General features: G+C 61.0%; 13 protein-coding genes. 7 read left to right on the forward strand and 6 right to left on the reverse strand.

Annotation, left to right across the window (positions count from 1 at the left end; translation table 11 throughout):
- Positions 1-43: 43 nt before the first annotated feature.
- Together murQ and VXJ24_RS08055 are read right to left on the reverse strand one after the other, a co-directional pair.
- Positions 44-964 carry an N-acetylmuramic acid 6-phosphate etherase gene (gene murQ / locus VXJ24_RS08050; protein WP_330972414.1) on the reverse strand — a complete coding sequence of 307 codons (921 nt, stop codon included), beginning with the start codon at positions 962-964 and terminating at the stop codon, positions 44-46.
- Between the two features lie 37 nt (positions 965-1001).
- Entirely contained in the window at positions 1002-1955 is a 954-nt protein-coding gene (locus VXJ24_RS08055; RefSeq protein ID WP_330972415.1) for a MurR/RpiR family transcriptional regulator, read from the reverse strand.
- Positions 1956-2270: 315 nt separating this feature from the next.
- Here VXJ24_RS08055 and VXJ24_RS08060 point away from each other — a divergent pair, with 315 nt between their 5' ends.
- From VXJ24_RS08060 to gltA, 4 genes are all read left to right on the forward strand, one after another.
- The gene (locus VXJ24_RS08060) at positions 2271-3005 is read left to right on the forward strand and encodes a nitroreductase family protein (protein WP_330972416.1); all 735 of its coding nucleotides are present in this window, start codon (positions 2271-2273) and stop codon (positions 3003-3005) included.
- Positions 3006-3114: 109 nt separating this feature from the next.
- Positions 3115-3690, forward strand: a complete 576-nt coding sequence (gene pth / locus VXJ24_RS08065; protein ID WP_330972417.1) for an aminoacyl-tRNA hydrolase — start codon at positions 3115-3117, stop codon at positions 3688-3690.
- Between the two features lie 169 nt (positions 3691-3859).
- Positions 3860-4702: a sulfide/dihydroorotate dehydrogenase-like FAD/NAD-binding protein gene (locus VXJ24_RS08070; RefSeq protein ID WP_330972418.1), complete on the forward strand. Its 843-nt coding sequence runs from the start codon at positions 3860-3862 to the stop codon at positions 4700-4702.
- A complete protein-coding gene (gltA, locus tag VXJ24_RS08075) occupies positions 4690-6102 on the forward strand; it encodes an NADPH-dependent glutamate synthase (RefSeq protein WP_330972419.1) in 1413 nt (470 codons plus the stop codon). Before VXJ24_RS08070 ends, gltA begins: the two co-directional genes overlap by 13 nt.
- Positions 6103-6162: 60 nt before the next feature.
- Here gltA and VXJ24_RS08080 read toward each other — a convergent pair whose 3' ends face one another.
- On the reverse strand, positions 6163-6417 hold the full coding sequence (locus VXJ24_RS08080) for a hypothetical protein (RefSeq protein ID WP_330972420.1): 255 nt from the start codon (positions 6415-6417) through the stop codon (positions 6163-6165).
- A 141-nt stretch (positions 6418-6558) separates the two neighbouring features.
- Here VXJ24_RS08080 and VXJ24_RS08085 point away from each other — a divergent pair, with 141 nt between their 5' ends.
- Positions 6559-7362 carry a DNA-3-methyladenine glycosylase 2 gene (locus VXJ24_RS08085; RefSeq protein ID WP_330972421.1) on the forward strand — a complete coding sequence of 268 codons (804 nt, stop codon included), beginning with the start codon at positions 6559-6561 and terminating at the stop codon, positions 7360-7362.
- 30 nt (positions 7363-7392) lie between these two features.
- Here VXJ24_RS08085 and VXJ24_RS08090 read toward each other — a convergent pair whose 3' ends face one another.
- Complete coding sequence (locus VXJ24_RS08090; protein WP_330972422.1) at positions 7393-8379, reverse strand: glycosyltransferase; 987 nt, start codon at positions 8377-8379, stop codon at positions 7393-7395.
- A 157-nt stretch (positions 8380-8536) separates the two neighbouring features.
- Here VXJ24_RS08090 and VXJ24_RS08095 point away from each other — a divergent pair, with 157 nt between their 5' ends.
- Both VXJ24_RS08095 and VXJ24_RS08100 read left to right on the forward strand, forming a co-directional pair.
- Positions 8537-9640, forward strand: a complete 1104-nt coding sequence (locus VXJ24_RS08095) for a glycosyltransferase family 2 protein (RefSeq protein ID WP_330972423.1) — start codon at positions 8537-8539, stop codon at positions 9638-9640.
- Positions 9641-9762: 122 nt separating this feature from the next.
- On the forward strand, positions 9763-10806 hold the full coding sequence (locus tag VXJ24_RS08100; protein ID WP_330972424.1) for an NAD(P)H-dependent amine dehydrogenase family protein: 1044 nt from the start codon (positions 9763-9765) through the stop codon (positions 10804-10806).
- An 86-nt stretch (positions 10807-10892) separates the two neighbouring features.
- Here the strand turns inward: VXJ24_RS08100 and VXJ24_RS08105 are convergent, their stop codons facing one another.
- Both VXJ24_RS08105 and VXJ24_RS08110 read right to left on the reverse strand, forming a co-directional pair.
- Positions 10893-12176 (reverse strand): FAD-dependent oxidoreductase, encoded by a 1284-nt coding sequence (locus VXJ24_RS08105; RefSeq protein WP_330972425.1) that lies wholly within the window; start codon positions 12174-12176, stop codon positions 10893-10895.
- 328 nt (positions 12177-12504) lie between these two features.
- Positions 12505-14065, reverse strand: a 1561-nt coding sequence (locus VXJ24_RS08110) for an MBG domain-containing protein (RefSeq protein ID WP_330972426.1), incomplete at its 5' end; no start/stop codon positions are given.

Raw genomic sequence — 14065 nt, forward strand, 5'->3', positions numbered from 1 at the left:
GCCGAGCGGACAGTCCCCATCTGCCGTCCGCCGTATGCCATGTTCAGCTCTCCCTGAGAGCCTGGCGGACCTTGCCGCCGCAGACAGCGAGCCTGCGCTTCGCCTCGTCTGCCGAAACATCTCCCAGGATCGAGACAATCGCGCACTTCGCAGAGCCGCCCGCCTCTTGAAGCGCCCGCTCCGCCTCAGTGCGGTCGGCGCCCGTGGCGGCCATCACGATGTTCTGTGCCCTGACCTCGAGCTTCTCGTTCGACTGCTGCACGTCGACCATCAGGTTCTCGTATGCCTTGCCGCAGCCGACCATAGCTCCGGTCGAGATCATGTTGAGGATCATCTTCTGTGCCGTGCCGGCCTTCAGGCGGGTAGATCCCGTCAGCACTTCCGGCCCGCAGCAGGGCTCGATTGCGAGGTCTGCACACTTTCCGATATCTGACCCCTTGTTGCAGGCGATTGCCACCGTGCGGCAGCCGAGCTCGTGCGCATGCCTGAGCCCGCCGATCACATAGGGTGTCCGTCCCGAGGCAGCGATGCCGATGGGAAGGTCATGCGGTCCCAGATGCAGCGCATCGAGCTCCTCTGCACAGAGCGTGAGCGAATCCTCCGCCCCTTCGACAGCACGCACGAATGCATGCTCCCCGCCTGCGATGAGGCCGACAACCCTATCGGGCGAGACGCCGAATGTCGGCGGGCACTCGACCGCATCGAGCACGCCGAGCCTGCCCGAGGTGCCAGCCCCGAAGTAGACGATCCTGCCGCCTGCCGCAAGCGCATCGCGTGCCCATTCCACGGCCGTGGCAACTTCGCCGAGCACGTCGTGCACGGCAGTTGCGACCTTTGCATCCTCCGAGTTCATCACCTCGACAAGCTCGCGCGGTCTCATCTCGTCGAGATGCATGGTCCGGGGATTGCGCGCTTCGGTCGAAAGCTTCCCGAGGTCGATCGCAGGCTTCTCTTCCTCTGCCATTGCCCTTTCCGCTCCTTTCTCCTTGCACTTCTGTCTTCTATCCAAGCCCGGCACCCTCTTCGGTGCCTGCCTCTTTTTCCGGCACTTCGCTCCTCTTGATCCAGTTCTTCGAGAGACGCTCCATGCTCTTCTCGTAGTTGCTGCTCACGTAGGCGGTGAAGAGCACGTCCACGACGTTCAGCTGCGCGATCCTCGAGGACATCGCGCCGCTTCTGAGCACGAGCTCTGTCGCCGCGACCCCGAGCACGACATCGGAGAGCTTCACGAGCGGCGACGAGAAGCTGCCGCGCGTGATGGAGACGATCGTGGCACCCCTTGCCTTTGCCGTCCGGGCACAGCGCAGTATGTCTTCTGTCATGCCCGAATAGGAGATGACAAGAGCAAGATCGCCGGGACGCTCGTTCTTCGCACAGACCAGCTGCGAGTGCAGGTCATCGATCAGATCGGCATGGATGTCCAGGCGCAGGAGCTTCAGCTGCAGGTCATGGGCAACCATGAGGGAGGCGCCAATCCCATAGAGGCTGATGCGCGGTGCCGTGCGGATGAGCTCGACCGTCCTGTCTATGGCAGCGGGGTCGAGGCCGTCACGCGTGAGCGAAAGCGTCGAGGCATTGCGGGCCGTGACCTTGTCGATGATGTCCTGCGTGGAATCGGTCGACATGACCCCCTCGGAGACGATGTTTTTGCTCTTCTCCGCTACCGCAAGCTCATAGAGCAGTGCCTGCTGGAGCTCCTTGTAGCCCGTGAAGCCAAGCTTGCGCGACAGGCGCACGACCGTCGAGGGCGAGGTGTAGGTGAGCTCCGCGAGACGGTGTGCCGAGACGCCCACGGCATTCCCCGGATGTTCGAGCAGGAAGTTCACGATGTTGCGCTCGGCCGAGCTTGCAAGGGGACGGTACTCTTCGAGGTGCACACGGAAGCCGTGAATCGCAGATCCGCTTTCGGGGGACGCCTTGCCTCCCTGCGCTCTCAAAACGCGTCCTGAAGGCACCTTGCACCCCTTTCCGAGTTCCGATCTCATTGTCCAACCATCGTTGCAGCCGGCTGCTTCCAGAAGGTTTCCGGCGATTTATGTACATGTTATGTCTTAATCATGTTCAATGAAACATATGACCCATTTGTTTCAAAGCATGGCATGAAACCTGCATTCCCCTGCCGCCTGCCGACTGGTCCACACCGGTCGCGTACAGGCCATTTCATGGCCGGCCCGTCCCCATCCGCACGCTCCATGGAAATGGCGCAGAGAACGGGGGGCGCATCTGCTTCGGGTAGTAAGAAAGCAGACACCGGAACAGAAAGGAACTTCATGGATTTCAATGACGGAATAGAAGCCAGGCATTCGGCCAGGAGCTACACCGCAGTCCCTCTTTCAGAGGAGGAGCGCGCAGCCCTAAGCCAGGAGATCGCCCGTTCGAACGAGGCAGGCAATCTCCATATGCGCCTTGTCGTCGACGAGCCGGAAGCCTTCAGCTCACTTCTTGCCCACTACGGCAAGTTCCGCAACGTCTCGAACTATCTTGTCCTTGCCGGCACGCCTGCCCCTTCTCTCGAGCAGCGCTGCGGCTACTTCGGCGAGCGAATCGTCCTGGCAGCGCAGGAGCTGGGCCTTTCCAGCTGCTGGGTCGGCGGCACCTTCAAGCGCCGCCTCGTGAAGAGGATGGCCTCGGCAGACGACAGGCTCGTGCTCGTCGTGGCGCTTGGCCATGGGGAAGGCAAAGGGCATGCCCACCGCTCCAAGAGCGCAGATACCGTGACTTCTATCCCGGAAGGCACCGAGGTTCCTGCCTGGTTCGGCGCAGGCGTGGATGCGACGCTCAAGGCACCTACCGCAATGAACCAGCAGAGCTTCGAGATCGGCTGGGCAGGACGCACGACACAGGATGGCATCCCCTTTGTCTCGATCCGCTCGAAGGGCGGCCCCTTCTCCGCAGTGGACTTGGGGATCGTCCGTCTCCACTTCGAGATCGGAGCACGGGCAGCCGGAGGCAGCTTCCGATGGGAAGACAGCTGGAAGAGCTTCCTTCCTGAATACGGCCTCTGATGCTTTGTCCTTGCAGGGAGGAAACGTGGCGGCATTTAGTCTTCGCTCTCCCTCCCGCGAGGAGGATATGCTTGAGATGATGGAGAGGCCCTGAAACGGAAAGGTTGCCATGCCAGAACCCAAAGACATACGTCTCGTCGTCGGCCTCGGAAACCCGGGCGCCGAATACGAGAAGACCCGCCATAACGCCGGCTATGCCACGATCGATGTGCTCGCAGAACATGCGGGAACACGCTACTGGAAGAGCCAGGCAGGCATGATGGTGGCAGAGACGAAGATTGCCGGGAAGGACGTCTTCCTTGCGCGTCCCCAGACCTTCATGAACGAGGTCGGAGGACCTATCTCGAAGCTCGTGAGACAGCTCAAGATCGCACCGGAGGAGCTCCTCGTCGTGCACGACGATGTCGATGTGCCGGACACGAAGCTCGTTCTCAAGTTCGGCGGCGGCCACGACGGACACAATGGCCTGCGCTCCATCATCCAGAAGATGGGAAGCCGCGACTTCTGCCGTCTGCGCTTCGGCGTGGGCAGGCCTCCCGGACGCATGAGCGTCGCGCAGTATGCGCTGCGCCCCTTGAAGGGCACCCAGCTCGAGTCGTTCGAGATCGAGGCACAGGACGCTGCAGACGTCGTTGAGCGCGTGATCCAGAAGGGCTTTGCAGCAGAGTCCACACGGCTTGGATGAAGTACCCAGGATTGATGCCATGCTCTGCATATATGGCACCGATTGCTGCAAATCATGCAGAAGACATGCTTATCTGACCGCTACAATGGGCATGTTGGTGAATTGATGGGACGGCCCAAGGGAAGAGGCCCAGACCATCCTATGGACGTTTTTGGAGAGGAGTTCATCAATGTACAAGATCCTCGAAAAGACGCAGTTCTCCGAGAAGGTGTTCAAGTTCCGCATCGAGGCACCGCAGATGGCAAAGCATGCACATGCTGGCCAGTTCCTGATGGTGCGCGCCAACGAGACGGGCGAGCGTGTCCCGTTCACGTTCGCGGACTGGAACCCCGAAGAGGGCTGGGTCGAGTTCATCTTCATGGTGGTCGGCAAGACCACGAAGATGCTCTCCACCTATGAGGTTGGAGATTCGCTGGAGGATGTCACGGGTCCGCTCGGCCAGCCGAGCGAGTTCGGCGATGGAAAATGGGGTGTCATCGGCGGAGGCGTTGGCCTCGCTATCGCATTCCCGATTGCCCGCAAGCTCGTCAAGGAGGGCAAGGACGTCCATGCAATCATGGGTGCCCGCACGAAGGACCTGCTCCTGCTCGAGGACCAGTTCCGCTCCATCCTGCCGGATGACCACATCCACATCACGACGGATGACGGCTCCTACGGCGAGAAGGGTGTCGTCACGGCACCGGAGGAGCGCCTGCTCGAGGCTGGCCAGATCGACCACATCTTCTGCGTCGGTCCTGTGCCGATGATGAAGTTCGCAACGCTCACGGCTGTGAAGCATGACTGCCCGATCACCGCATCGCTGAACCCGATCATGGTCGACGGCACCGGCATGTGCGGCTGCTGCCGTGTCGAGGTCGGCGGCGAGACGAAGTTCGCCTGCGTCGACGGTCCCGATTTCGATGCCTCCAAGGTCAACTGGAACGACCTGCGCGCACGCCAGGCTGCATACCGTACCGAGGAAGGCCAGGCACTTCACGCCTATGAGGAGGCGATCTGCGCATGCCACAGGTAAATGGCCGCTATATCCCTGATATGAAGTCTCCGCGCACGCCTGCCAACGAGGAGGATCCCGTCGAGCGCGCAAAGGACTTCCGTCCTGTCGACAAGGGCTTCACGAAGGAGATGGCTCTCGCCGAGGCAAACCGCTGCCTCGACTGCAAGAAGCCGTTCTGCGTCGATGGCTGCCCGGTCAACATCAACATCCCTGCCTTCATCGAAGCCATCCGCAACGAGGAGTTCGGCCGTGGCCTCGACATCATCCACGAGCAGTCCATGCTCCCTGCCATCTGCGGCCGCGTCTGCCCGCAGGAGAACCAGTGCGAGGGCAAGTGCATCCGTGGCAAGAAGGGCGAGCCTGTTGCTATCGGCCAGCTCGAGCGCTTCCTGGGCGACCAGCCTGAGCTCGCTTCCGAGCCGAAGATGGCTCCGAAGAACGGCAAGAAGGTCGCTGTCATCGGTGCTGGTCCTTCCGGCATCACCTGCGCCGGCGAGCTTGCCCGCAACGGCTTCGATGTCACCGTCTTCGAGGCCTTCTTCACGGGCGGCGGCGTCCTTGCCTACGGCATCCCTGAGTTCCGTCTGCCCAAGGCAGTCGTGAAGCGCGAGATCGACGGCCTCGAGAAGCTCGGCGTCAAGTTCGAGTACAACGCTGTCGTCGGCCGCATCACCGATGCTGACGAGCTCTTCGCACAGGGCTTCGACGCCCTCTACATCGCGACGGGCGCAGGCCTGCCGAAGATGCTCAACATCCCGGGCGAGAACCTGCCGAACGTCTTCTTCGCGAACGAGTACCTCACGCGTGTCAACCTCATGAAGGCCAACCGCTTCCCCGAGTACGACACGCCGACCAAGCGCGCAAAGAACGTCGTCGTCTTCGGCGGCGGCAATGTCGCAATGGACTCCGTCCGTACGGCACTGCGTCTGGGCGCCGAGACGGTCACGCTCTGCTACCGCCGTACCGAGGCTGAGATGCCTGCCCGTCGCGCTGAGGTCGAGCATGCAAAGGCCGAGGGCGTCAAGATCCACGAGCTCGCCTCTCCTATCGAGTTCGTCGCCGGCGAGGATGGCGCTGTGTGCGCCGTCAAGGTCCAGAACATGAAGCTCGGCGAGCCCGATGCTTCCGGCAGGCGCCGTCCTGTCCCCATCGAGGGCTCCATCGACGAGCTGCCGTGCGATCTGGGCATCTCTGCCATCGGCACGAACGCAAACCCGATCGCCAAGCTCATCGGCCCCGAGAAGATCAACAAGTGGGGCTACATCGTCGCCGACGAGGCTACGGGCCAGACGTCCGATCCTCGCATCTGGGCTGGCGGCGACATCGTGACCGGCGCTGCTACCGTCATCCTTGCCATGGGTGCCGGCAAGTCTGCAGCAGCTGACATCACGAAGAAGCTTGCACCGCTTGCCGAGTAAGGCAGACGCACAAGCAAAAAGCACCTCGGGGAGGCCGCCTTCGGGCGGCCTCCTTTTCTCTTACTGCGTGCTGGCAGCTGCTGCCCCTTCCGCGCCCGCAGAGGGCACCGAGGCGGTGCCGAGGCCGAGCCTGCCCAAGGCTGCACGCATGCCGGCCCGCTCTTCTGCCTCCACCTTCTCGCTCGGGTCGAGCGGCTCGAGCAGGATCCTTCCATCCTCATACTCGCGGAGGCGATAGCGGGCAAACTTTGCCTCAGGCACGATGAGGCGGCCCATAAGGTCGCGGGCAATGGTCGTATCCCTGATAGCATCCATGGAAAGCTCCTTTCTTGAGGACAAGCATAGGGAAAAGACTCATCTTGCAGCAACTCAGAGCAGACAGGCGCACACGCATCCTCGCCCATTGCGCACGGGAATCTCTTGGCAGAAGATGGAGCAGATGCAAAGGAGGCCAGCGTGGCTACGTTTGTGACAGACAATCTCTCGCTCAGGGAGATTGCAGCATCGGGCCAGGTCTTCACCTGGCATGAGCTTGAGCGTGGGCGCACAGATGCCCGCTATCTCATCTCCTCCGGCACGAAGCGCTGCATTGCCTCGCAGAAGGGATCGATGCTCACGATTCTCACGCCTTCAGGCGCGAACCCTGCGCCATCCGCGCTTGCATACTGGAAGCACTACCTTGCGCTCGACCAAGACTATGGAGCAATCCTCCAGAGCCTTCCGCTCACAGATGAGCAGCTGAGCCTCTGCTCAGGCATCCGCGTGCTTTCCCAGGACTGGTGGGATACCGCGGTCTCGTTCATGATCTCCCAGAACTCGAACATCCCGCGCATCCAGCATGCGGTGGACATGCTCATGGACGCAGCGCATGGCACGGTTCCGCGTCCCCGCCAGCTTGCGAAGCTTCTGGCTGACGAATCCTATGCGAAGGGCCTGAAGCTCGGCTACCGTCTCCCCTATCTCGAAGCGCTGACACGTGCGTCCATCCATTGGCACCCCGTCTGTCTCGACGATTCGAGCGCCACGCTCGAGGATGAGATGGCTGAGCTCGAGAGCATCCCCGGCATCGGCCCCAAGGTCGCAAGCTGCATCTGCCTCTATGGGCTGGGATACCTCGAAGCGGTGCCGAGGGATACCTGGATCAAGAAGGCAGAGGAGCGCTACGGCATCGAATGGGACCCCGCATACGGCGGAATACAGCAGCAGTACATCTTTGCCTGGATGAGAAAGACGGCACAGGCAGAGAAGGAACAGAAATAGCTCCCAGAGCTTCTGAGGGCCCGTTTCAGACTATGCCAGAGGCGGCATTGGCTTCCAGTCCTTGTCATGCAGAATCGTCTTGGAATCCTTGTAGCCAGCCCAGAGCCTCGCCCAGCTCGAGGAGAAGTGGCCTCTGTCCACAAGCCCCAGACGGATGAGCTCCTTCGCGAAGTTGAGGAGCGTGCCGAACGCATAGCCCACGGGGTTGTAGTCCCCATAGAGCTGGAAGTAGCGGGCCAGATAGCCTCTGTTCCTCGTGATGTAGTAGCGCGTCATGTCGCTTGTCGAGTTGAGCTGGCGGACGGATCCGATGCTCTGGTTCTGCACCTCGCGCTCGCGCTTCACGACGTAGTCCGGCACCAAGGCCACGGTCGTCACCTTGCTTGCAAGGTAGCCATAGAGCGCATCGTCGAGATAGATGAAGAAGCGCTCGTCGGGAAGGCCGATCTTCTTTACGACCTCACGGCTGAAGCAGCCTCCCTCGAAGCAGAGCGCATTGCACTCCTTGTACTCCTCTCCCGGCTTCCAGCCTGAAGGAGAGAAGGGGTTGTAGATAGCAAGAGCGGTATTGAAGCGGTACTGCCAAAAGAAGTGGCCGCCATCTGCATCGTAGCGCTGTCCCTGGATGGCGCCAAAGCGCTTGGACCATTTGCCCAGGGCTGTCACCGCATCGGGAAGGACGCTCACATCGTCGTCCATGACCCAGAACCAGGAAGCGCCTAAGGCATAGGCCTTGCCGACACCGCGGGAGAAGCCACCCGAACCGCCGATGTTCTCTGCCTGCGGGAAGTAGACGACACGCGCTGTGCCACCCTCTTCATCAGGCTCTGTCGTACCCCAGAGCTCCGTGCACTCCTGCCCGAACTGCTTCACGATGCCAGAGGTGCGTTCCGAGTTCTCATTGTCCACGACGACGATGCGCCAGGGGGCTTCGGTGAGCTTCAGGATGGAGGCAAAGAGCCGCTCGAGCAGCTCCTGACGCTTGTATGTGACGATCACCATTGCAAGGCGCTCCATGCAGATACCCAACTCCTCAGCTCCCGTCATGTGTCAGTCCATTATACGCCGGAGCTGCATTCAGGAAGAAGGCCTGCCCTCTGGGAGCTGAGCATCCATAAGCCTGCACGTGCAAGGCGTATCATGAGTGCATCTGTCGCCTTCTTGAGGAGGATGCATGCATCACAAGGTTTCTGTCATCGTGCCGAGCATGAATGTCGAGCGCACGCTTGATGCGGCACTCTCCTCGATCGAGCGCCAGACCTATCCCGACATCGAAATCCTGGCGCTGAATGACGGCTCGACCGATGGCACTCTCGCCGTCATGCAGGCCCATGCAGCAAGAGACCCCCGGATCAGGGTCATAGACAAGCAGAATGAAGGCTACGGCGCAACATGCAACCGCGGCATCGATATGGCCGAAGGCGACTACATCGCAATCGTCGAGCCCGACGATTGGATCGAGCCTGCGTTCTTTGCAGACCTTCTTGCCCTTGCAGACACCCTTGAGAGCCCCGTCGATGTGATCAAGTCAGCCTACTGGCGCGTCTTCGACCAGGACCCCGAACACACGATGAAGGTGCCCTGCGCCTACAAGGGACGCGTGCATCCCAGGCATCAGCCCTTTGCTATCGCAGAGGCACCGGAGCTTCTGCTCCACCACCCTGCCATCTGGTCTGCGCTCTACCGGAAGGAATGGCTCGACGAGAAGCGGATTCGGTTCATGGAGATACCGGGTGCCGGCTGGGCAGACAACCCCTTCCTGATCGAGACGCTCTGCCAGACGCCGAGCATCGCGTATATCGACAGGTGCTACTACTGCTACCGCGAGGACACGACGAACGAGAGCCTTGCCTTCGCAAAGAAGCATCCGCTCCTTCTCATGGAGCGCTGGAACGATATGGAAGACATCATCGACCGTCTCGATATCGAAGATGAATCTGTGCTCTTTGCCCAGACGAAGCGCTGCCTCACCTATGCCGGCATCACCGTCGAAGCTGTGGGCATGGACTATCCCGGCGTCGAGGATGCGCTGCTGCGCTCCTTCCTGAGGCTCGACCCTGCCATAGCGCTCGGCGACAGGCACATCTCCCCTTCCGCCAAGCGCCTCTTCTGCCGCGTTCTGGGGCTTTCCGACGAAGGCATCTCGAACGCTGCCTACATCCCCGAGCTCATCTCGGAAGCCTGGCACCGTCTCATCACCTGCGGCCCCGCCTATACCTTCCGCTCTGCCACGGACTTCCTCCATCACACGGACGCAAGAGATGGAAGCAGAGGATAGCCGCTTCACCATTTTGTAAAAACCAGACCGTATCGCCGCAGGTAAAAGGCGGTATAACCTAGGCAAGCGCAGAAAGCGTCAAGCAGCTGCCCCAAGCGGTGGCACGTCCGAGGAGGTTTGCCATGGGTCGCAGGCCAGTGAGGGTCGTCCAGTACGGTTGTGGAAAGATGGCAAAGTACACCATCCGCTATCTGCATGAGCATGGTGCACAGCTTGTCGGCGCCATCGACACGAACCCCAAGGTCATCGGCATGGATGCCGGAGACTTCGCAGGGCTGCCGGTGAAGCTCGGCGTCAAGATCTCCGATGACGCAGACGCAGTGCTCGACACCTGCGCTCCGGATATCGCAATCCTCACGCTCTTCAGCCTTGTCGACGATATCGAGCCGATGGCAGAGAAGTGCCTGTCCCGCGGCATCTCCGTCGTCACGACCTGCGAGGAGGCAACCTTCCCCTGGACCACGTCCTCTGCCTCCACGAACCGCCTCGACTCCATCGCAAAGTCCACGGGCGCCACGATGGTCGGTGCCGGCATGGAGGATGTCTTCTGGGTACGCATCGTCGGCCTTCTCGCCGGTGCCGTGAACCGCATCGACAAGATCGAGGGTTCGGTCTCCTACAATGTCGATGAGTACGGCATGGCACTCGCAAAGGCGCACGGCGTAGGACTCACCCCTGAGGAGTTCGAGCAGACGCTCGCACATCCTGCAGAGATCGTCCCGTCCTATGTCTGGAACTCCAACGAGGCGCTCGCCCAGGAGCTTGGCCTTACGATTTCCGAGGTCATCCAGGAGAATGTCCCCTATATCGCAGAGAAGGACACCTACTCGGACACGATGGGCGGCATCGTTCCCAAGGGCAAGGTCCTCGGCATGAACACGCGCGTCACGACCAAGACCTATCAGGGCATCGATATCGTGACGTCCCAGATCGGCAAGGTCTACGGTCCGGACGACGGCGACCTCTGCGACTGGAAGATCTCCGGCGAGCCTGACACCGTCTTCCATGTAGACAAGCCGGCTACCGTCGAGCACACCTGCGCCACGATTGTCCAGCGCATTCCAACCGTCCTTTCCGCTCCTTCCGGCTACCACACGGTCGACGAGCTCGAGCCGCTGCGCTACCAGACCGAGCCGATGATGATCGAAGAGGGACCGCTCTTCTAGGCACCGCCCCATAGCGTTAAGGCAAGCCGGGCCGCCTCCGTTTCTGGAGACGGCCCGGTTCCTGTCCCTGCACGGCTTGAGATGCCCTACTTCCTCTCTGCCGTCAGGACCTCCGCGAAGGAGTCCTCGAGGCAGGCAGGAATCTCGATGCCCATGTAGGCAAGCATGCCAGCCACGGCCTTCTTCGTGCCAGCCACGGCGTGCACGACCGTCTTGGGGCCCGTCACGACATCTCCTGCAGCAAACACCCCTTCGACTGTTGTCATCCCCTGCTCGTCGGTCTTGAGCGTTCCTGCCTCCGTCGCCTCGAGACCCTGTGTCGTGAGCAGGAGCTTGTTCTTCGGCACCTGGGAGACGCAGAAGATCGTCGTGTCGGACTCAGCCTGGATGCGCTCATCGCCCACGCCCACGCACCTGCCCTCCTCATCGAGGATGGACTTCCTGAAGACCGGCCCCTTGTCGTTCACAAGCTCGACGGACATGCCGTACTCGATCTCTGCCCCATCGAGCTCTGCAAGCTCGACCTCGTCGGAGTTTGCCGACACGCCATTCCAGTTGGAATAGAGCGTGACCTGGCGGGCGCCACGGCGCAGTGCCGTACGCGCGACATCCATTGCGACATTGCCGACACCGATGACAGAGACACGCGGCCCCACTTCGCACGATGCCGGGTTCACGAGATAGTCGATACCGAAATAGACATTGCCACGCGCCTGGCCCTGGATGCCAAGCGTACGGGCCCTCCAGGCGCCGGTGCCGACGAAGACGCTGTCATACCCATCACGCAGAAGATCGTCGATCTTGAGGGCGCCGCCAATCGTCGTGGCCGTGCGCATCTTCACGCCGAGCGAGAGGAGAAGCTCCCTCACGGCCTCGACATAGCGCTTCGGGAGGCGGAAGTCAGGGATGCCATACTCGAGAACGCCACCGATGGCAGGCTTCTGCTCGAACATCGTGACATCGCATCCTGCAAGAGAGAGCCAGACAGCAGCTGCCATGCCGGCAGGGCCGGAGCCGATGATTGCGCAGTGCTTTCCGGTATCCGGTGCCTTCATGTCAGCGATGAGGGACAGATCGCGCTCGAGGTAGGACTCAGAGACGTAGTTCTCGATCGAGGAGAAGTGGACCGGGATGTCCTTCCTTCCCCTGATGCAGTGCCCCTCGCACTGCGAGCTGTGATTGCAGACGATGGAGCAGACGACGCTCAGAGGATTGTTGAGGAAAAGCATCGTGCCTGCTTCCTCGAGCTTGCGGTCCTTGAAGAGCGCGATTGCCTGAGGGATGGCGGTATGTATAGGACAGCCTTCACGGCAGAGCGGACGCTTGCACTGCAGGCAGCGGTTTGCTTCATCGACGATACGGAGTGCCATGGATATCTCTTTCCTCTCACTTCTAACATGCTAGTTTCAGCATAAACCAAACTCACAGGAAGAAATAGCCTGTTCCGCAAACGGTAGGCAGAGCATATCAATCAATGCTGCCACCCTCTGGCATGCTACCTATATTCCTGCATATACAAGGATTTTAAAGGCATGCCTTCCCTATCAGCGCCGCCATTGGCACCCATGCATCCCCTTTACATTGCTGCCTTCTTACTCTCATTTTTCTGGCATGCCAGTTATAGACACATAGAAGGAGGGCCACCTGGTCTCCCAGATGGCCCTCCCAAAGCTCAGGTCTCAGAGAAGCGGATTGCGCTTACTCCTCGTCGTCCCTGCTCTTGCGGCGCAGGTGCACGCCCATTGCCATGAGCGCAGCGGACAGTGCAGCCATGAAGCCGACCGGAGCCTGTGCATTGGTGTCAGAGGTATCCGGCACCTTTGCGGTCTCCTGCTTGGCAGGCTCAGGCTCGGCCTTCGGCGTCTCGGGCTTCTGCGGCTCAGGCGTAGCCGGTGCCTCAGTCACCGTCAGCGTGCCCAGATGCTTCACAACCTTGTAGTTCTTCTCCTGGGCAGTACCGGTCCAAGCAAGGCTGAAGGTGTTGTCCGAGGAGCCAACTTCGGTCTGAGAGCCGGTTACCTGGAGGTCAACGGTCTCCCCATTCTGCAGGCCGTCCACATGGGCGTCCTTGCTGTCAGTCAGAGGCGTGCCGTCGTAGGTCTTCGTCGCGCTGGGCGTGTAGACATCCAGCGTAGCCTGGTTGATCTTGTAGGTGCGGGTAACCGAGCCGGAAAGGTTGTTCTGGCCAGTAATGGTCACCGTGACCGTGCCCGCATCCGTAACATCCTCGGAGTAGGAGACGGTGTAGTCGGAAGGATCGACTGCATCTCCGCTCTTCGTGAAGGTGACCGTGACCGGCTGCTTCTGCTCGAGGCCATTGTAGGTTGTGTCCTCGGGCTGGCTCACCGTGAAGGTATCGGTATCAGCGATGTCGCCTGCCGTAACTTCAAGCTCGCCGACGCTCTTGGAGACAGTGTAGTTGCTCTCCTTTGCCGTCTGGTCGAAGGTGAGCGTGTAGGTGTTATCAGACTTGCCAACCTCGGTCTGGCTGCCAGTGGTCGTGAAGGTCGCGGTCTCGCCGTTCACGAAGCCGGTGATGGTGCCCTGAGCGGTCAGAGGCGTGCCGTCGTAGGACTTGGAAGCATCAGGCGTCGTGACCGTCAGCGTGGCAGGCGTGATCTTGTAGGTCTGCGCCACAGCGCCGGAGTAGTTGCCCTTGCCGGTGACGGTGACCGTGACACCTGCGTCAGTGACGTTGGTGGTGTCGCCGCTGTAGGAGAGCTCGTAGTCGGTGCCGAGCTCGAGGTCCTTGCCGGTGGCTGCATCGTGGACGGTGATCTCCTCTTCCTGGGAGAGGCCGTTGTACACGGTGTCAGCCGGCTTGCTGATGGTGAAGCGCTTGGCGTCAGGGTTGGTAGGATCAGGCGTGTCGGGGTTGATCTCGGCGGCGTTGATCGTGAACGTGCCGTTCTCGTACGTCACGCTGTAGTTGCCCTGGCTCTCGGCGCCGGACGGGGTGATGGCATAGGTGCCCTTGGCCTCGCCCTGCTCGCGGGTCAGCTCGTACTTGATGAGCGACTCAGACTCGCCGTTCACGAGACCCGTGACCGTGGTGGAGAAGGCAGGATCCTTCTCGCCGTAGTTCTTGGAGGCATCCGCTGCCTTCACGACGACCGGAGCCTGCGTGATCTTGTAGTCCTGCGCCACGGTGCCGGAGTAGTTGCCGGTGCCGTTGACGGTGACCGTGACGGTGCCGACGTTGGTGGTGTCGCCGCTGTAGGCCAGCGTGTAGTCGGTGCCGAGCTCGAGGTCCTTGCCC

This window comes from Olsenella kribbiana, assembly GCF_036408795.1.
Lineage (GTDB): Bacteria > Actinomycetota > Coriobacteriia > Coriobacteriales > Atopobiaceae > Olsenella_L > Olsenella_L kribbiana.